Genomic DNA, 19,550 nt, shown 5'->3' on the forward strand with positions numbered 1-19,550 from the left:
ATATGTATAAAGCTTGATCTTGCTCTATGCATTAGAGCAGTCAAGCTTTATACACGGGAATCTATATTATTGATAAAGCTGATCGCTATTACCAACGATAGGGTTTTGATAATTCGCCGTATACTGCTGCATCTGTGCAGAGTTTTCAGGGACAATCTGATACATTGCTCCTATTTTAGCGGTTTGTTCCTGTGATGCGATCTCAACAGGGTAATACCCTTTCTTAGCCATATACTGCCACATGTCATACGCATGGGAACAGCTCATCATAAAGGCTGTTTGACAGAAGGAACGAATCTCTGGATTACACATTTCCATAGCTGCCCACGCATACTCACGCCCCGCTCTTTTCAACGTCAACAGATAAGCTGTAGCCATTTCTCGATCATTCATATTTTCTACCATCGTTCTTGGCTGTACAGCTGGAGCGGGTGGAATCGTCTGCAGTAGCTCGTCACTCACATGCTGCTGCTCACTAATTAAAGGAAGTTCTTTTTTAGCACCTTCCATTTTAGTTAGAAACTCGACCTTCATATTATAATCTCGAATATGAAGAGGAAGATGTCGTTCAAGAATCATTTTAAATTCGGGATCTTGAACATGATGAAGCATATAACCCATGTTCGTAATGGAGTTAACGCAGCTCATCGTTAGCTCGTTCAAGTCATATAATTCGTGTGCACCTAATTTCAAAGCATAAACCTCCAAGCATGTATTGGTTGAATCCGTTATATGATGCTCACTAGTCAGTGAAATAATGCGTTAATGTTTATCAGCATGGATATCACAAGTTTTACACCCGTTTTACATCCTTTTTACTATAACCGACATTTCAGATGGTACAATAGTCTCACATAAAGCAATACACTATGATCTGATAGGATGATACAACGTGGGAGTCTACGCTATGCAAAAAATACAACGGTCTAATGAGTTAGAGCATGAGTTGTCATCGATATTACATGCTCGCAGAATACATACTTTATATCAGCCGCTAGTTAATTTGAGCTCTGGAAAAGTGATGGGCTATGAAGCATTAACTAGAGGGCCGAGCTATAGTGCACTACACTCTCCACTGAAGCTGTTTTCTGCAGCGGAGCAGTTTAAGAAGCTTGATGCATTAGAGCGTTTAGCACAGGAAACGGCGATTGTGAATGCAAAATTTGATTCCGATGAGCAGCTATTATTTATTAACTTCTCCTCGCAGCTCATCAACAGCAGTAACTTAGTTTCCTTGGATCATCTAGAGCTATTGCAGCGTTGTGGATTCTCACCCTCTAATATTGTGTTCGAAATAACGGAACGCAGCTCGATTGAGGATTTTGAGCAAGCGAAGAGATTTTTGGATAAGTACCGCAAGCAAGGCTATCGAATAGCGATTGACGATGCTGGTATTGGCTACTCATCACTACATGCCATCGCACAAATTCATCCGGATTACATAAAGATCGATCGATCACTCATTCAAAACGTTCATCAAGACGTCATGAAAAAGTACTTGCTTGAAGCATTCGTTACATTTACACAGAGAATGAACATTGGTTTAGTCGCAGAAGGAATAGAGCAGGAAGAAGAGCTTGCTTTACTTACAAGTATGGGAGTCCAATTTGCGCAGGGCTATCTACTTGCAAGGCCACATCAAACACCTCCGGTTATTCCTTCTCACATCGTGCAATTTATTCATCAGCATCAAAAGCATGGTCAACATGAGATGTACGAATAGATTAAAAATATAACATTGGAGTGTGTTCAAAGGTGCTTAACTGGAATGTCGTTCCGTGTTTGAAAGAGCTTCATATACAACCTGGTCATACTGTGGATGAGGATGAGAAGTTAGGCGATTTAGTTAATCATATCAAAGTACAAAAATCAATCAGGCGTACATATGTAGTATTAAGAGATCTTGTCCCCGTCGGTATTATACGCAGTGTAGATATGTATGAATTGTTAGGTACAAAGTACGGCATGGAATTAAACTATAAGAAGAAGCTCAAAGATGTTATGTACGAGAATATACTAATTGCAGACAGCTCGATGCAGGTAGACGAGCTCTCGAGGATTGCGATGGCGAGACCTTATGAGGATATTTACGATGATATTATCGTAACTAACAATGGAAGGTTTATAGGCGTTATACCTGTGTACGAGCTGTTAACCTTTATGACGGAATATAAGCTGAAAAATGCGATGCAACAAAGTCCGTTAACCGGATTGCCTGGCAATGAAAGCATCGAGCAATATATTAGTCACAAGCTAGAGATGAAGCAGCCATTCTCAATTATCTATTCGGATATCGATCACTTTAAAGCCTACAACGACGTTTACGGGTTTAAATTCGGTGATGATGTCATCAAATGGGTCGGTAAAATCCTTACCTCGTTCTCCATACCTGATCTGTTTGTCGGTCATATTGGTGGAGATGACTTTGTAACGATTATTCCGGAGGCCTATGTCCATGATTATTGTGATCTAGCAATTGAAAGATTTGAGGTTGAGAAAAAACAGTTTTATGCCCATGAGGATTATATGAAGCAGTATATTGTATCCTTAGATCGAGAGCATCGACTGAAGAAATTCCCTTTTATCAGCATATCCATGGCGGTTATTAATGTTGGTATTAACCAATATACGGATTTATCTGCAATATCGATCACGGCTGCACAGCTCAAAAAGAAGGCTAAAAATGCATCAGGTAGTATCTACGTGACGGCCTAAAGCAATTAACAATGACTCATATAGAAAAGCCCACAGACGTAAGCTCTAACGTAAGGTCCTAGTCTAATGGGCTTTTTTTGCGTTTTTAATGCTTTATCCCTGTATAAATGATTCTTATAACCCTCGATAGTACATACATTTTAAGGATATAATGGTTCTGTTTGTAACAAAAAAGGAGGTAGATGAATGAATAGTCAGCCTTTGTCGCTGAAGCAGTGCTTGCGAATCGCTATATGCTTTGCCGCTGTCATCATGATCGTGCTAAGCGTACAGCAGCTAAAAGCAAGTGCACAGTCCACTAAATCTGACATAAAGGTGTCCTTGGATACAGAGGAATTAACGTTCGAAGTACCGCCAATGATTAAAAAAGGGACCACGCTTGTTCCGTTTCGAGCGTTATTCGAAGCACTTGATATGGAGGTCCGATGGGATCAGGCTAACAATAGAGTAACGGGCAGCAATAGCAGCTTAACGATATCACTTACTATTGGTGAGAAAACAGCCATTGTAAATGGTAAAGCCATTACACTGTTAGAGCCTGCTCAGGTTGTACAAGGGAGAACGCTTGTCCCGTTGCGGTTTATTAGTGAATCCACGGGAGCTTTAGTCTTCTGGGATCCTTATAATTATGAAGTAACGGTCATCACACAAGCTTATCTAGCTGCCAATCAGTTAACGAAGGAGCAGGTTGAAAACGCAGTAAAGGAATATTTAGAAGAGCGGGCGAAGGAAGAGGAAAAGAAGAAGAAGGAAGAAGCAAAAAAGAAAAAAGATGAACAAAATGCTAAGCCACAGGAGCCGAGCAAGCCTGTCGATCTAAACAAGCTAGACGGGATGTATTACGGCTTCAGAATGGATATGGATGGCTATGAATGCGGCGGTATATGCTGGGATATGTACACCTTCTTAGCTGGTAACAAGATCTTTCTCGGCGTGCCGGAAAATGGTGGACCAGAAACAATTGATTGTAAAACAGATGAATGCTATAGCTATACAATCAGTAAAGGGAAGCTAAACTTAAGCAATGGCGACTCATACGATATAGAGAAGAATAGTAAGGGCTTCCTTGTCATTAATGGTGTGCAGCTAGATTCCGTTCTCCCCGTTAAGAAAGGCATAAAGATCGACAATGATTTTGTCTATATGGGCTTTAGAGGCTTAGTTGGCATAAGTCCTGCCTCGCAATCATGGACCTATTATTTAACGCTTAATGCCGATGGTACCTTTGAGCAAAGTGGATTCTCGCTGGCTTCGCTAGGCGTTGACCCGAAAACAAATGTAGCTACGAGTAATGAAGAAGAATCAGGCACCTATACGATCGAGAACAATACGATCACGCTGCGATCAGATACAGGTAATGTATATAAAGGACTTTTCTTTATTCATAACACGAGTCTAAAAGACAACCCAGATGATATCCAAATCGGCAGTCGCAATTATTATGTGTCCTACGATTAGTCAGTTCATGAGTGCTGTTTAATACGATGATATAGATGCAGCACAATATAGCTCGGACAGCTGGTGCTTACAGTTTAATGCTGTGAGCATCAGCTTTTTTATTGAATGATCCCTGTAGAGCTATATTAGAGCTGCATTGGATTCTGTAGTAAGATAGAGCTATAACGAACGATAGGTGATGATAGATTCATGCATAACGAACAGCATAGCATTGACGAGAGGATAACGGCTGACAATTATCAAATATTTGCTTATGTAAGTAGATATCTCAATGATGCACCTGATCTGATTCAGAAGGAAGAAATTGAGGAGATCGTACAATTAGGTGTTACAGAGGAATACGCATTTGCCGTTATATTAGCGTCAGCATTCGGCCTAGATATCGTAGATAACGAGGATGATAAGCAGTTGTTCAACGATTACTTTGAACCGATGATCCATAAGCTGGATACGCAGCAGTATAGAAATAATCCCTATTACCAAAACATCACGTTCCCTTCAGTGATGCATGGGAGCAGTGAATTGAAGGTTGAGAGCTACGAGCCCTATGAGGGCTTTGTTTGTAATGATATTATACGGACCAACAATGGAAGGCAGATTCCACAGATCGGATTTTTCGATACAGCATTTCAATACCCGGCAGTATTAGAGCATGATCGAATATGGATGACCGTAACTCCTAATGAGATTGAAACAATGAAGGAACCGATTGAGCAAGCCTTTGGCAATGTACTGACCTATGGGCTTGGCCTTGGTTATTATGCCTATATGGTGTCAGAGAAGGAGAATGTTGACCGTGTAACGATCGTGGAGATGAATGAAGACGTCATTTCGCTGTTCAAGACACATATATTGCCACAGTTTCAGCATGCGCATAAGATCACCATTGTTCAAGCAGATGCTTTTGAATACGCAGAGCAGGAGATGGCTAAAGGCAAGTACGATGTTGTATTCGCAGATATATGGCATGATGTTTCGGACGGCTTAGATATGTATTTAAAAATGAAGACGTATGAGAAGCTCAGTCCAAGCACGATCTATACATACTGGATAGAACAATCGATTTTATGCTACCTTTAATATAAAATAGGAAATTAAAAGGAATATTAAGCTATGGAGGGGATATAAGATGGATGTTATGTCAGCAATTGAACAACGGAGGGAGATTACTTCGTTCAAGGATCAAGCAATTGCTCCGGAAACGCTGGAGCAGCTAGTACGAGCAATGTATTTATCTCCAAGCGGCAACAACCTGCCTTCTCGTGAATGGATTGTCATTACAGATCGAGACATGCTGAATAAGCTTAGTTCAACGACACCTTATATGAAATGGCTTGAGCAAGCTGCTGCAGGCTTTGTCATCGTAGGCGATTCTGCGCTAAGCAAGTATTGGCTACAGGATGCGACCATTGCAGGCTCCTTTCTATGGCTTGCAGCAACCTCCTTTAAGCTAGGAGCAGCATGGGGAGCTGTATATCACTCGGAGGATACAGAAGAATCGAAGCAGAGAGAAAGCTATGTGCGTGAGCAGCTTAACATACCAGAGTCGCTGCGTGTGGTAGCTATAATAGGTGTAGGGCATCCAGCACACGAGCCAGCTCCTAAGCAAATGTATCCGCCACAGCGCGTCGTGTCCTATGAGCAATACGAGATGAAAGAAGAGTAAGCATAACGACAGGGTCATGTCCAATCTTTATGCAAATAATAACCGCTGTATAGTCATCCGATGGGTGCGATGCAGCGGTTAAGTATCGTTGGTTTAATACAAGAGGTTGCATTGATATATAGCGAAAAAATATTAAAGGTCAATGAATTAAGAAAGGCTAATCAAGATGAATCTACTGTCAGCGGATGAAAGGGTATATTCCAGATGATAAATGTAGCAGCTGCGATTATAGAAAATGATGAGGGCCAGCTATTAATTGCTAGACGTAAAGAAGGAAAATCACAAGCCGGGCTTTGGGAATTTCCAGGTGGGAAAATAGAGAAGGAAGAGACAGCTGAGGCATGTCTCATACGCGAGCTGCTCGAGGAAATGAACATTTTGATCGAGCCATATCAATTTCTCGGCGAGCACACGCATGATTATGGAACTGTCCACATATCATTAATCGCCTACCTAGCCAGATATGTGAGTGGTGATATACAGCTTTATGATCATGACCAATATGCTTGGGTAGCTCGACAGGAGCTTAGCAGGTTTGAGCTGGCACCAGCGGATCTTCCATTTGTTAAGAAGCTTATTCATGGTGAGTGTGAAGAAAAATGATTGTGCATCACAAAAAAGTTTGGAATAATGAATCCATACCTAGCAATTACCTAAGAATGGAAGTGCGAGTGTGGAAAAATTAATTCTTCTTGTTGAAGATGATCGAGAGATTAATCAGTTAGTGAAGAGTCAACTGGAGCAGGAAGCATTTAAGGTTGTAACAGCATATAACGGTGAGGATGCCTTACACCTGCTGCAGCAGCATGAGATAGATTTAGTATTGCTTGATCTAATGCTTCCCAAGCTTAATGGATTAGAAGTACTGAAGCAGATACGTTCCACTAAGCATATACCTGTGCTTATCATCTCTGCGAAGGATAGTGAACTGGATAAAGCGCTAGGACTGGGCTTTGGGGCTGATGATTACATAAGCAAGCCGTTTTCATTGATCGAGCTTGTTGCAAGAGTTCATGCAGCTATTCGCAGAGCTACGCAATATGCGGTACCAGCTGAACCAATGCAGCGTGAGTCAGTAGCAGTTGATAGCCTGCAGTATAAAGACCTTACATTGGATATGGCAACATTTACCGCACAGGTAGAGGCACGAACGGTTCAGCTTACCTCAAAGGAGTTTCAAATTCTAAAGCTATTTATGACGAATCCGCGAAGAGTTTTCACGAAGGAGCAAATCTTTCATTTCATATGGGAAGAAGATTATTACGGTAGTGAGAATGTTATTAATGTTCATATTCGCAGACTTCGGGAAAAAATCGAGCAGGACCCATCTAACCCTCAATATATTCGTACGATCTGGGGCATTGGCTATAAGCTAGGTGATGCATAATGACGACAGTATTCATCATCATTATTGCTGCACTACTTGTCGTTGTTGGCTTGCAGTATGCAGCTCACATGACGTTAAAAAAGAAGCTTACACAGATGTCGATGGAGCTTGCACGTATTGTTGAGAATGAAAGTGCGGAAAAGCTGCTAATCCATACTGATCAATCAGTGGTAAAGAAGCTATTGATTGGAATCAATCGATTGCTTGATCATAATCAGCGGGTAATTGCAGACTATAACCGAACGAAAGACAGCTTAAAGAAGATGACATCGAATATGTCGCATGATATGAGAACCCCGCTAACTGTTATATTAGGCTACGTAGAGAGGTTAAAGCATGATCAAGTGATGACCGATGAGCAAAGGGAAGAGATTATCGGGCGGTTACATAGCAAGATCGAAAATATTATTGTTCTACTTAATCAGTTTTTTGAGCTCGTTAAGCTAGAATCAGAGGATTATACGATGCCCTTAAGCAGACTATGCATGAACGAAGTCTGCAGGAAGAGCGTGCTTGAGCATTATGAGCTGCTGCAGTCGAAGCAGCTTAAAGTAGAAATCGACATACCTGAGGAGAATTTGTACATGCTCGGTAATGAGACGGCCGTTCAACGCATCTTAAGTAACTTGATATCGAATGCCATCCGTTATGGAAGTGACGGCGGTGTATTTGGCTTAACATTAAGGGAAGCGGGAGATCAAGTAGAGATCGAAGTGTGGGATCGAGGCAAAGGTATAGATGAGATTCATCAAAGCCGTGTGTTTGATCGTCTCTACACGCTGGACGATGCTAGAAATCCCAACTTTCAAGGGAGCGGGATCGGTCTGAGCATTACGAAGCAATTAACCGAAGCAATGAAGGGAACGATTCGTCTCTCGAGCAAGCCATATGAAAAAACAGCGTTCACATGCACATTTCAGCGCATGATGTACTAATGGTTATAGGAGAGGTTGTTCATAGGAGCAGCCTCTCTTTTTGTAATTTCAGCTGAGCTTAAGAAATTTGTAAGGAATGCGAAAGAAATATGTTGAAAGTGAGCTGTAATATGAAGGAAAAGGAGGAGGGTTCGCATGGATCAAATCATTAAAACGACAGGACTTACTAAGCGTGCAAAGGACAGAGTACTGGCTGAAAATATTCAGCTTGATGTATACAAGGGTGAAATATACGGCTTGCTAGGAAAGAATGGGGCAGGAAAAACGACCATCATGAAGATGCTTGTTGGTATGACTACGCCTTCGAGCGGTGAAATTGCACTGTTTGGAAAAAGTTTTAATGAGCATTCGAAGTCACTGTTAAGAAGAGTAGGCAGCTTAATTGAATATCCTACCTTTTATGAGCATTTGACGGCAATGGAAAACTTGCAGCTGCACTGTGAGTATTTAGGATATTACGATGAGCAAGGGATAAAGCATGTATTAGATTTAGTTCAGCTTAAGGGCATAGAGAATAAGAAGGTTAAGGAGTTTTCGCTTGGGATGAAGCAGCGTCTCGGGCTAGCGCGTGCAATGGTTGCTAAGCCGGAGCTTATTATATTAGATGAGCCGACCAATGGACTCGACCCTATTGGCATTAAAGATATTCGTGATCTTATTCTAGTGCTGAATAAGGAATATGGCATTACGTTCCTGCTATCTAGTCACATATTAGGTGAGATGGAACAGGTCGTTGATCGAATTGGTGTGATTGAGCAAGGTCGACTTATTAAGCAGGTTGCATTGGAGGAAATACGCAAGCAGCATACCGATTATATTGAGCTGCTTACCACCGATGCCAAGCGAACGGTGTACTTGCTTGAGGATCAGCTCGGCATTTCGAATATGAAGCTTGTTCAAGGGGATCGTATTCGTATCTATGATCTGACCTATACACAGCAGCAAATTTCAAGGATGCTCATTGAGCATAATATAGGGCTTGAAGAAATACAAAAGCGGAATAGCTCGCTCGAGGATTATTTCTATAAGCTTATTCATGGGGGTGGAAGTCATGATTAAATATATGCGTTTAGAATGGCGAAAGCTTGATCGATTAAATGTATGGATTGAATTATCGATTTACTTTATCATTATGATGTTTTTACCGACTTTTTTTATTAACGTGGTTCTTCCAGAATACGGTCAAAGCTTTACACAAGCGATTGAGCTAAACAGCTATATACAGATGGGGATTGTTTTATTTGGCGGATCATTAATTAATCATGTTTTCATCGAGCAATATAAAAACAAAACGATGGCCTTATCATTCGGTTACCCCATAAGTCGTAAAACATTGTTTACCGCTAAAATTTTGTTTATAGCAGCAGCTGTATTCGCCGCTTCGATTATTTCCTTCATATTATCTGGTCTTTCAACTTATGTCATTAACTTGTTCGCTCCATTTATTGAAGGCCCACTAAGCGCAGCAGATGTTATCCAGTATGCTGGTACAATGCTCACCCGTTCACTGCTTATTACGGTGATTAGCTTTGTTCCTTTATTTTTATTTGGAATTTGGAAAAGAGCAGTGGTTCCTACCATCGTATGCTCAATTGGTTCGATGCAGTTACCTAATTTCTCTTCCTTCCTTCATGTTCATCCAGAGACTGTTGTTGCCGTGCTTGCCGTATTAGGTGCAGTTAGCTTGACAGCTTCCATACTAACAGCGGAGAAGCTTGGAGAGGTGTAATGTTTCAGTTGGAATTATGAGGTAAGTAATAAATATCGATAACCTTATCCTTTGACGGTATGAAATTGTTCCAGTTGGAAATATTATAAATAATTCTAATGAGGAGCTGATAAGGATGAGAACTCTAGATGCTATCGCGTTAACTTTACTGATCGTAGGAGGACTTAACTGGTTGTTAGTTGGTCTGTTCCAGTTTGATTTGGTAGCTGCGATCTTTGGTGGCCAAGATTCTGTTCTATCTAGAATTATTTATGTCCTTGTAGGACTGTGTGCGATTTACTCGTTCAAGTTTTATGGACATCAAAGAGCAGAAGAACACGCAAGATAATTCAATATTTATTAATAGGGATGTCCTGATCGGTTCAAGTGCGATTAGGATTTCCCTTATTTTTTGGAGGTTAGAAGATGACAAGCTTAATTATTAAATTATTTTCCGTACCTATTGGAATAATAATAGCTTCATGGATCTTTCCAAACGTAGAATATACCAGATTATATCAGCCCATAATCGTTGGTCTAATTTCTGCAGGCGTAGGGTTGATTATGGAGTTTATCATATTAAGAAGAAAGACATTATGGCTAAGCACATTTTCAGATTTAATTGTGAGCTGGGTTATCGTATTTGGGATTTCGTTAATGTTTAATACTGCGTATGTCAGCATTTGGGGCGCATTCTGGACAGCTGTACTGCTAACTGTTATGGAATATTTCCTGCACCGTTTCTTAATCGAAAAGGGCTTAACAAAAAAACATGCGTAATATATGACTGAAATTATTAAAACAGTCATAACATAATCGGTGATCAACGCCATATCACCTATTTGGAGGAGAATAATGGATACAGAAACGTCTATGTCATATGGAAGTGATTATCACCCTCTTCCAATGGTTTCACTCAAAAATGGCACTGAGCAGGAGGTTGCACACCATGTGTGGTGCAAAACGATACAAATCGTCAATATTTGCGGAATTAAGGATGAGAACAGTGGGGACTGGGTGCTAGTTGATGCCGGTATGCCAGGCTCTTCTCAGCAAATCATTGCTGCCTGTGAAGAACAATTTGGAGCTGGCAATAAGCCGAAATGTATTATATTAACCCATGGGCATTTTGACCATGTCGGCGCGATTATTGAGCTCATCGAGCATTGGCAGGTGCCTGTCTATGCTCATGAGCTGGAGCTTCCGTTCTTAACGGGGAAAAGCAGCTACCCTGCACCAGATACGTCCGTCGAAGGCGGGCTGGTAGCGAAGCTAAGCTTTACCTTTCCAATCGAGCCAATTCAACTAGGGAAGCAGGTTCAAGTTCTCCCTACTGATGGCAGCGTTCCATTCCTAACAGAGTGGAGATGGCTGCATACCCCTGGCCATGCTCCGGGTCATATCTCACTGTTTAGGGAGAAGGATCGCGTCCTAGTTGCAGGAGATGCCTTTGTCACGGTAAAGCAGGATGAGCTGTATAAAGTGCTTACTCAAGAACTAGAGGTACAAGGTCCTCCGCGATACTTGACTACAGATTGGAAGCAAGCGAAGCAATCAGTCATCCTGCTGGAGCAGCTACAGCCATCCGCTGTTGTAACAGGTCATGGCATGCCGATTAACGGTCAGGAACTAAAAGAAGGACTCAGTCGCCTAGTAGCAAACTTCGATAATCTAGCCGTGCCCGATTATGGGAAGTATGTTCAGTAGAAAATAACAACCCACAAGACACCCCAGAGGAGTAATGGTGAGGTGTAAACATCGTGGTACACCTAAGAAGCCGCTACAGCGGAGTAATGGTGAGAGTGACTACGTTGCAACAACTCACGAAAGACCCCAGCGGAGTAAATAGTGAGAGTGGAAAAGCGAAGCGGTTGCCTTTGTCCTCTGATTTCTACATTAAATATACTTCAAGAATTCAGAGAACAACAGCAATTGAAACCTCACTATTTACGGAGCGCCAAAACCAAGCAGGGCACTCAAAGTTTTCATCGACTTTGAGTGCCCTGCTTCTTATCGTTCATGAACATCGTACAACACACGCGTAAGTAAATTCTGACTGTAGTTGCCAAAGCTTTTTCCGAAGATCGTTAAGCCTCCTTTATTTTGAGAGTGCTCAGGGATCGCTATTCGGAAGGTAAGGTCGCTTTTATAATCAAGCTTAATATGTGAAAGTGTAATGTTCGAGATACGACAGCCATCAATAAAGCTGCCATCATTCGTAATTCGAATAAGCTTTAGCATACCGTATTGATTCAAATGTGGCGGCCACCAATCTGGAGTGAAATTTCCACGCATATCCCCGAAATCCCCTGGGCTGGTCCACGAGCCTATCTCAACATTATTTAAGTAAAAATATATATCTGACGGAAAATGATTGTTGTAGCCAGGTGCCTCGGAGCTTAGCTCCATAGAGAATTGAATCTCCTTGAAGGTCTGATTTGGCTTTAAGTAATTTGGGATGCGATATTCAAGATAGCCTTCAGTAAGCCAAATAATTTCTGCATGAATTCTTTGCGGATCTGCAAAAAATCTAGGGTCATCAAAATCACCGATAATGCTATCCTTCGTTGCCAAGCCACAGGTAGGCGTTGCAAAGTAGTTGCTAAAATGCCCTACCTCAATATCTACCTCATACAAATTTTCTTTCTCACTACTACGCATATCAACAAGAAGCTTATCTTCGTTCAAATAACACATTTTTTGAATGCCGTGCTTGCCAACGGTGGAGTTGATCTGAATGATACCGCTTTCTTCAAGCTTTTTAATATGCATCGTAATTGCACCATTAGAAAGCTTAAGCTCGCTAGCAAGCTCGTTAAGATTCATGGAAGAATTGCGGATTAGCAGCTCAATGATTTGAATGCGAACCTCTGAGCTGAGCGCCTTAAAGATTGGCAAGCCACTCATTAAATCTTTAATATAGATCATCTCGATAGCTCCTTATCGTTATTTGTTTTCATCATATACGAAGCAGTAGCTGAAAGAAAGGGTAAAAGCTAAGGGAAATGATATTTACTTTATACTTCATTAAAACAAACATAGTACTTTCGGTAGAAGTTTGTTGAAATATTAGTGTCGAAGATTAACACTTTAGGTTCTTTTGAATTATTTCACATTTATGTGTTTACAAAAGATTTTTCATATGCTATTTTATTCCTGCAAACGCATTCAAAACTAATACAGGCGTAAAGAGAGGGATAGTACATGACAGCGTCACAACTAAAAGCGAAAATGATCGTTGATAAGGATTTCAAAATAGCTCAAGTTGACTCTCGTATTTTTGGCTCCTTCATTGAGCATCTTGGTCGTGCAGTATATGGGGGGATCTATGAGCCAAACCACCCAACAGCCGATGAAGCAGGCTTTCGTAGTGATGTGAAGGAGTTAATTAAGGAGCTGCAGGTGCCTATCATTCGTTATCCAGGAGGGAACTTTGTATCTGGATACAATTGGGAGGATGGAGTCGGACCAGTTGAGGAACGACCAAAACGTCTGGAGCTTGCATGGCGTGTATTAGAGCCCAATTACGTTGGAACGAATGAATTTATCAATTGGGCGAAGCAAATTGGCACTGAGGTCATGATGGCTGTTAATCTTGGTACACGTGGCGTCGATGCTGCACGCAATTTGCTTGAATATTGCAATCATCCGGGAGGAACCTATTGGAGTGACTTGCGAATTAAGCATGGTTACAAGGAGCCTCATAAAATTAAGACGTGGTGTCTTGGTAATGAAATGGACGGACCTTGGCAAATTGGTCAAAAAACTGCAGATGAGTATGGAAGATTAGCCAATGAAACAGCAAAAGCGATGCGTCTAGTTGATCCTGATATCCAGCTTGTATCCTGCGGAAGCTCAGGCAGTGGAATGCCAACCTTCCCAGAGTGGGAAGCAACAACACTTAACCATACGTACGAGGTGACTGATTTTATATCGTTACATCAGTACTACGGCAACCGAGATGGTAATTCAGCGAATTACTTAGCAAGAACGATGGATATGGACCACTTTATTCAAACGGTCATTTCTACATGCGATTATATAAAAGCGAAAAAACGCAGCAAGAAAACGATGTATCTAAGCTTTGATGAGTGGAACGTCTGGTATCACTCTAACGATCAGGATAGAAAAATTGAACCGTGGACGATTGGCCCGCCTCAGCTCGAGGACATTTATAATTTTGAGGATGCCTTGCTTGTAGGTAGCATGCTTATTACGCTGCTTCGTCATGCGGATCGAGTGAAGATGGCATGTCTTGCCCAGCTCGTCAACGTCATTGCACCGATTATGACGGAGGAAGGCGGAAAGGCATGGAAGCAGACAATCTTTTATCCATACTTACATGCATCAGTGTTCGGTCGTGGCATATCGTTGCTGCCGATTACTGATTCACCTAAATACGATGCAACGGATTATACGGATGTTCCTTATTTGGATAGCGCTGCTGTCTACAACGAGGAGCAAGACGAAGTAACGATCTTTGCATTAAATCGTCATCTCACAGAAAATATGCTGCTTACTTGCGATGTTCGCAGCTTTGACAATTACACCATTGTAGAGCACATCGTACTTGAACACGATGACTTAAAGGCGGTAAACACTGCTCACGATGAGAAGGTTAAGCCTCATTCCAATGGTGCGTCTGAGCTGAAGGACGGCTATGTAACTGCAAACTTGAATAAAGCATCATGGAATGTGATTCGTTTGAAAAAATTAAGCGATTAATTTTAGGGGGTCATTCATGATGAAAAAATGGTTAAGTCTAAGTCTGGCATTAATGCTTGTGGTGATGACAGCAGCAGCTTGCTCTGGTGGTTCAAAAGGCTCTGGAGGCAGTACGGGGGAAGCACAGGAGTCAATTATTGACGGGGGTGCTGGTGAATCCGCGACAGAGCTATCTTACTGGACGTTTGTCGAGCTTCATGGACAGCATTTTGAAAAGATGCTAACGAAGTGGAATGCAGAAAACACGGATCGTCAGATTAAGCTGAATGTATCCGTTATGCCCTATGATGATATGCATAACAAGCTTAGCATCGCACTGCAAACAGGTGTAGGTGCACCAGATCTAGCTGATATTGAGCTTGGAAAATTTCCCGATTTCTTATCAGGAACTCCACAGCTAGAGCCACTTAACGATGTCATTGATCCATACCGTGATACGTTAGTACAATCACGTGTAGATCTTTACAGTAAGGACGGTCAAAACTACGGTGCTCCTACTCACGTCGGCGCATCCGTTGCGTTCTACAACGTAGAGGTGCTAGAGGAAGCTGGCGTCAATTACGAGGATATCGTGACTTGGGCAGATTATAAAGCTGCTGGTCTTAAAGTATATGAGGCTACTGGTAAAACGATGGGCACTGCTGATACAAGCGCACTTTGGCAGCTATCTCAACTACTTGCACAGCAAGGCACAGACTTAACCGATTCTAATGGAACCCCTCAAGTGAACACACCTGAAGCGATTCGTGCTTTAGAGATGATTCAGGATTTACAGCAGAATAATATTGTTTCAACGATTGCAGGCGGTCAGCCAGATACAGAGGAAGCCTATGGTGAATATAACTCAGGCAACTATGTATCTGCGTTTATGCCGCTATGGTTTATGTCCCGTTACGTCAACTATATGGGTGATTTGTCTGGCAAAATAGCGATTGCGCCTATCCCAGTGCTTGAAGCGGGAATGCCGGCATCCGTTGGTGGCGGCGGTACGGGAACGGTCGTAACGAAGACAGCCAAGGACGTGCAGCTTGCGAAAGAGTTCCTAGCTTTTGCTAAGCTGACGGAGGATGCCAATATTGAAATATGGAATACGCTTGGCTTTGATCCAGTTAATATGGGCGTGTGGGATATGAATGATGTAACACATAATCCAGATAACACGTTCGTGCAATATTTTGTGAACAATCCATTCGACGTATTGAATGAGATTAGAGATGAGATTCAATTGATTAAGTCTACATCCGCTTCCCCAACAATTAATAACGTGCTTGGAACCATCACCTTGAATGAGATTTTCGAGGATGGACGTGATGTAACAGAGGCGCTGAACGATGCACAGGAGCAAATTGAACAAGAGCTTCAATAATTGCTCGTCATCATAAAGCCGCGAGATGAATGCAGAGAGCTTACTACTTCTTAGTTTGCGCTTTAGCTGCCAGCTCGCGGCTTTTTCTTTAGATGAAGTTCAAAAAGTTCACCTTTGATCACGAAGCAATTATTGAACGTTTATTCGGCATCGAATATGAAACGCTACCGAAAACTCTGGTGCTCACGTACCAATTACGTACGCTGCGCTCCTCGCTTTCTAGTATCGTTCCATCTTCTCGGTGCTGAAAGCTGAACTTTTTGAACGCTTATTTTAAATGGAAGTTCAAAAAGTTCACCTTTGATCACGAAGCAATTATTGAACGTTTATTCGGCATCGAATATGAAACGCTACCGAAAACTCTGGTGCTCACGTCCAATTACGTACGCTGCGCTCCTCGCTTTCTAGTATCGTTCCATCTTCTCGGTGCTGAAAGCTGAACTTTTTGAACGCTTATTTTAAGTGGAAGTTCAAAAAGTTCGGGCTTGATGATGAAGCAGTGCTGAACGTTTATTCGGTATCGAATATGAAACGCTACCGAAAACTTTGGTGCTCACGTACCAATTACGTACGCTGCGCTCCTCGCTTTCTAGTATCGTTTCATCTTCTCGGTGCTGAAAGCTGAACTTTTTGAACGCTTATTTTAAGTGGAAGTTCAAAAAGTTCACCTTTGATCACGAAGCAATTATTGAACGTTTATTCGGCATCGAATCTTGAATTAAACTTGAAGGGGGAAATGACTGTGATCAAACGATTTATTTATTCGCAAAAGGTCGCACCTTATGTTTTCGTACTGCCCTTCATTCTAGTTTTTACAATATTTTGGGCCTATCCTTTGCTTGATTCGTTTGAGATGAGCTTTCAGAAGGTCGCACTTGGGCAGGAGTCTAACTGGGTAGGCTTCGCCAACTATGAAAAGCTCCTCGGTGATAAAATATTTCTGAAAGCACTAGCAAACAGCGCTATTTATATGATTCTGACGCTAGTTATACTTATTCCATTTCCGATGATGTTCGCTGTTTTGATTAATAGCAAGCTGATGTGGGGGAGAGAGTTTTTTAAGGCGTCCTTCTTTTTCCCTGCATTAACCTCTGTTGTCGTTGCCGGCACCATATTTCGCTTAATGTTCGGTGAGATGGAAGGCTCGTTAATTAACAGCTTTCTTAGCCTCTTCGGCATTGAGCCGATTAAGTTTTTAAAAGGTCAGGTAACAGGCTTTGTTGCTTTACTGGCTCTTGCGACTTGGCGCTGGACAGGTGTCAATATGCTTTATTTTTTATCAGGACTGAAAAACATCCCTGACGATTATTATGAAGCTGCAGCTATTGATGGAGCATCTAAATGGCAGCAATTCACTAGAATAACGATTCCTCTATTAAAACCAACATCGATCTACGTGCTCACGATTAGTATTTACGCAGGGCTGGCGATGTTTATTGAAAGCATGATGCTATGGAACGGAAACAATTCACCGAAGAACATCGGCTTAACGATTGTAGGCTACCTATATCGACAAGGCATCGAGAAAAATAATTTAGGCTACGCGGCTGCGGTTGGTATCGTCCTTCTTGCAATAACGATGATTATTAATGTGACGCAGCTATCGATATCTGGACTGTTCAAGAAGGAGGATCAATCATGAGACATGAGAAAATGACGAAGATTGGTCTTTTTTTCATTTTTGCGATCGTCTGCTTCTTTATTTTAATTCCATTTTATGCGATTGCGCTCGCATCCTTTAAGCCGGGCGGTGATCTTGTTCGTTATGGCTTGAATCTGAGCTTTGATCTTTCAGTGATGAGCTTAAACAACTTTGTGTACTTATTTACTGGCTCTCATAGCTATTTTAATTGGTTTTTCAATTCGGTGTTTTTAACGATTGTGCAGGTCGTTCTGACGCTGCTTATTAGTGCCACCGTTGCTTATGGCTTTGCAGCTTATAACTTTGTCGGTAAAAACTTCTTATTCATTTGCGTGCTTATGATTATGATGGTGCCGTTTGAGATATTGCTGCTGCCATTGTATAAGCTCACTAATGATCTTGGCTTGATGAATACATATTCTGCGATCGTGCTTCCAGGCATAGCCAGTGCGGCAACGATCTTTTTCTTCAGACAATATATTAGCGGTATACCGAAGGAGATTATTGCAGCTGGGCGGGTGGATGGAGCATCTGAGTATGGGATCTATGTGCGATTAATAATACCGGTGATGAAGCCTTCCTTTGCAGCGATGGCGATATTGAACGGAATGAACAGCTGGAACAATTTTATATGGCCGTTTATGGTACTCTCTGAAACAGTGAAATACACCTTGCCGATCGGGTTAAAGACGCTGCTAACGCCATACGGTAACAACTATGATCTGCTGATTGTTGGCTCATTTTTCTCCATTGTGCCGATTCTTATCTTATTCCTCGCCTTTCAAAAATACTTTATTGACGGTATGACAGCTGGTGCAGTAAAGGGTTAATAGCTTGAAGGGTTAAGAGAGGGCGTCACAGTATCTAAAGATATCTTTGATATAGGGAGTTCATCTCGTCTTATTATAGTATCGTTAGATCATTGCTTAATGAGAATCTGAAAGGTGCTCCTTTGTGCCTTTTATCGCACTAAGATGCGATCTTATTCCGAATCATTCATGAGCGAATTCTAGCTTCATACGATAGAAATGAGTCATAGAAAGACTCTAAAGAAATAAAAAAACACCTTCATGTATGTCTTCTCTAAGAGAAGGGACATATCATTGAAGGTGTTTTCCATTATGATAAGAAGTGTGCACGCATCTGTTAGCAAAAGGCTATCTGTTCATCCAGCCGCCATCTACGCAAAGAACGTGACCATTTACATAGTCGGAAGCATTAGAGGAAAGGAATACAGCCGCTCCTTTTAAATCCTCGTTCGTGCCCCAGCGTGCCGCTGGAATACGCTCTAAAATCTGCTTACTGCGAACCTCGTCAGCACGCAGCGCAGCGGTGTTATCCGTTGCCATGTACCCTGGAGCAATCGCATTGACCTGGACGCCTTTTGATGCCCATTCATTAGCAAGTGCTTTGGTTAGCCCAGCTACCGCATGCTTACTAGCTGTATAAGCTGGGACATTAATGCCACCCTGGAAAGAAAGCATGGAGGCAATATTAATAATTTTACCGGAGCCTTGCTCAATCATTTCCTTGCCGGCAAGCTGACTCAATGTGAAGACGGAATCAAGGTTCGTAGATAACACGGCTTGCCAATCAGCAAAGGAATAATCAACAGCAGGCGTACGGCGAATAATTCCTGCATTGTTGACAAGGATATCGATGCGGCCAAAAGCTTGCTTAGCCTGCTCGATAATTACTGGCAGCTGTGCTTGATCACTAACATCGGCCTTTACGATAATGGCCTTCTGACCAAGCTTCTCGATGTGCGCCTGTGTTTCCTCAGCAGGAGATTGATTCGTAACAAGTACGAGATCTGCGCCAGCTTCAGCAAGGCCAATCGCAATCGCTTGTCCAAGACCTCTAGCCGCACCGGTAACAATCGCAGACTTTCCTTTCAAATTGAAAAGATTCATAGCTCGATGCATCCTTTCTATTAAAATAGTTCCTA

Annotated in this window: 20 protein-coding genes; 17 read left to right on the forward strand and 3 right to left on the reverse strand. The window is 41.9% G+C overall.

Annotated features, from left to right (window positions below):
- Positions 1 to 66: 66 nt before the first annotated feature.
- Positions 67 to 693 carry a spore coat protein gene (locus M3180_RS13285; RefSeq protein WP_251668251.1) on the reverse strand — a complete coding sequence of 209 codons (627 nt, stop codon included), beginning with the start codon at positions 691 to 693 and terminating at the stop codon, positions 67 to 69.
- A gap of 214 nt (positions 694 to 907) precedes the next feature.
- Here M3180_RS13285 and M3180_RS13290 point away from each other — a divergent pair, with 214 nt between their 5' ends.
- The 13 genes from M3180_RS13290 to M3180_RS13350 all read left to right on the forward strand — a co-directional run bounded on the left by M3180_RS13290 (position 908) and on the right by M3180_RS13350 (position 11,576).
- Positions 908 to 1,723, forward strand: coding sequence for an EAL domain-containing protein (locus M3180_RS13290; protein WP_251668253.1), 816 nt, complete (start codon positions 908 to 910; stop codon positions 1,721 to 1,723).
- A gap of 32 nt (positions 1,724 to 1,755) precedes the next feature.
- Positions 1,756 to 2,715 carry a GGDEF domain-containing protein gene (locus M3180_RS22920; RefSeq protein WP_251668255.1) on the forward strand — a complete coding sequence of 320 codons (960 nt, stop codon included), beginning with the start codon at positions 1,756 to 1,758 and terminating at the stop codon, positions 2,713 to 2,715.
- A gap of 186 nt (positions 2,716 to 2,901) precedes the next feature.
- A complete protein-coding gene (locus M3180_RS13300; RefSeq protein WP_251668265.1) occupies positions 2,902 to 4,173 on the forward strand; it encodes a stalk domain-containing protein in 1,272 nt (423 codons plus the stop codon).
- 189 nt (positions 4,174 to 4,362) lie between these two features.
- Positions 4,363 to 5,253, forward strand: a complete 891-nt coding sequence (locus M3180_RS13305; protein WP_251668267.1) for a spermine/spermidine synthase domain-containing protein — start codon at positions 4,363 to 4,365, stop codon at positions 5,251 to 5,253.
- Between the two features lie 49 nt (positions 5,254 to 5,302).
- Positions 5,303 to 5,839: a nitroreductase family protein gene (locus M3180_RS13310; protein WP_251668269.1), complete on the forward strand. Its 537-nt coding sequence runs from the start codon at positions 5,303 to 5,305 to the stop codon at positions 5,837 to 5,839.
- Positions 5,840 to 6,043: 204 nt separating this feature from the next.
- Positions 6,044 to 6,442 (forward strand): 8-oxo-dGTP diphosphatase MutT, encoded by a 399-nt coding sequence (mutT, locus tag M3180_RS13315; RefSeq protein ID WP_251668271.1) that lies wholly within the window; start codon positions 6,044 to 6,046, stop codon positions 6,440 to 6,442.
- Positions 6,443 to 6,512: 70 nt separating this feature from the next.
- Positions 6,513 to 7,226, forward strand: a complete 714-nt coding sequence (locus tag M3180_RS13320) for a response regulator transcription factor (protein ID WP_251668273.1) — start codon at positions 6,513 to 6,515, stop codon at positions 7,224 to 7,226.
- On the forward strand, positions 7,226 to 8,161 hold the full coding sequence (locus M3180_RS13325) for a sensor histidine kinase (RefSeq protein WP_251668275.1): 936 nt from the start codon (positions 7,226 to 7,228) through the stop codon (positions 8,159 to 8,161). The genes M3180_RS13320 and M3180_RS13325 overlap by 1 nt, the downstream gene beginning before the upstream one ends.
- 135 nt (positions 8,162 to 8,296) lie before the next feature.
- Positions 8,297 to 9,220, forward strand: a complete 924-nt coding sequence (locus M3180_RS13330; protein ID WP_251668276.1) for an ATP-binding cassette domain-containing protein — start codon at positions 8,297 to 8,299, stop codon at positions 9,218 to 9,220.
- On the forward strand, positions 9,213 to 9,890 hold the full coding sequence (locus tag M3180_RS13335) for an ABC transporter permease (RefSeq protein ID WP_251668277.1): 678 nt from the start codon (positions 9,213 to 9,215) through the stop codon (positions 9,888 to 9,890). The genes M3180_RS13330 and M3180_RS13335 overlap by 8 nt, the downstream gene beginning before the upstream one ends.
- Positions 9,891 to 10,005: 115 nt before the next feature.
- Complete coding sequence (locus tag M3180_RS13340; protein WP_251668278.1) at positions 10,006 to 10,218, forward strand: DUF378 domain-containing protein; 213 nt, start codon at positions 10,006 to 10,008, stop codon at positions 10,216 to 10,218.
- Positions 10,219 to 10,295: 77 nt separating this feature from the next.
- On the forward strand, positions 10,296 to 10,649 hold the full coding sequence (locus M3180_RS13345; protein WP_251668279.1) for a DUF2512 family protein: 354 nt from the start codon (positions 10,296 to 10,298) through the stop codon (positions 10,647 to 10,649).
- A gap of 75 nt (positions 10,650 to 10,724) precedes the next feature.
- Positions 10,725 to 11,576 carry an MBL fold metallo-hydrolase gene (locus tag M3180_RS13350; RefSeq protein WP_251668280.1) on the forward strand — a complete coding sequence of 284 codons (852 nt, stop codon included), beginning with the start codon at positions 10,725 to 10,727 and terminating at the stop codon, positions 11,574 to 11,576.
- A gap of 303 nt (positions 11,577 to 11,879) precedes the next feature.
- Here the strand turns inward: M3180_RS13350 and M3180_RS13355 are convergent, their stop codons facing one another.
- Positions 11,880 to 12,797, reverse strand: a complete 918-nt coding sequence (locus M3180_RS13355; RefSeq protein WP_251668281.1) for an ArsR/SmtB family transcription factor — start codon at positions 12,795 to 12,797, stop codon at positions 11,880 to 11,882.
- 276 nt (positions 12,798 to 13,073) lie between these two features.
- Between M3180_RS13355 and arfA the strand changes: the two genes are divergently transcribed.
- The 4 genes from arfA (at position 13,074) to M3180_RS13375 (ending at position 18,432) form a co-directional block, all read left to right on the forward strand.
- Positions 13,074 to 14,594 carry an arabinosylfuranosidase ArfA gene (arfA, locus tag M3180_RS13360; RefSeq protein ID WP_251668282.1) on the forward strand — a complete coding sequence of 507 codons (1,521 nt, stop codon included), beginning with the start codon at positions 13,074 to 13,076 and terminating at the stop codon, positions 14,592 to 14,594.
- A gap of 16 nt (positions 14,595 to 14,610) precedes the next feature.
- The gene (locus tag M3180_RS13365; RefSeq protein WP_251668283.1) at positions 14,611 to 15,960 is read left to right on the forward strand and encodes an extracellular solute-binding protein; all 1,350 of its coding nucleotides are present in this window, start codon (positions 14,611 to 14,613) and stop codon (positions 15,958 to 15,960) included.
- Positions 15,961 to 16,702: 742 nt separating this feature from the next.
- Positions 16,703 to 17,602 (forward strand): carbohydrate ABC transporter permease, encoded by a 900-nt coding sequence (locus M3180_RS13370; RefSeq protein ID WP_251668284.1) that lies wholly within the window; start codon positions 16,703 to 16,705, stop codon positions 17,600 to 17,602.
- Entirely contained in the window at positions 17,599 to 18,432 is an 834-nt protein-coding gene (locus M3180_RS13375; RefSeq protein ID WP_251668285.1) for a carbohydrate ABC transporter permease, read from the forward strand. Before M3180_RS13370 ends, M3180_RS13375 begins: the two co-directional genes overlap by 4 nt.
- A 327-nt stretch (positions 18,433 to 18,759) precedes the next feature.
- On the opposite strand, the gene kduD is transcribed toward M3180_RS13375, so the two are convergent.
- A complete protein-coding gene (gene kduD / locus M3180_RS13380; protein ID WP_251668286.1) occupies positions 18,760 to 19,515 on the reverse strand; it encodes a 2-dehydro-3-deoxy-D-gluconate 5-dehydrogenase KduD in 756 nt (251 codons plus the stop codon).
- Between the last annotated feature and the right edge of the window lie 35 nt (positions 19,516 to 19,550).

It is taken from the genome of Paenibacillus camelliae (assembly GCF_023715345.1).
GTDB classification, from domain to species: Bacteria; Bacillota; Bacilli; order Paenibacillales; family Paenibacillaceae; genus Pristimantibacillus; species Pristimantibacillus camelliae.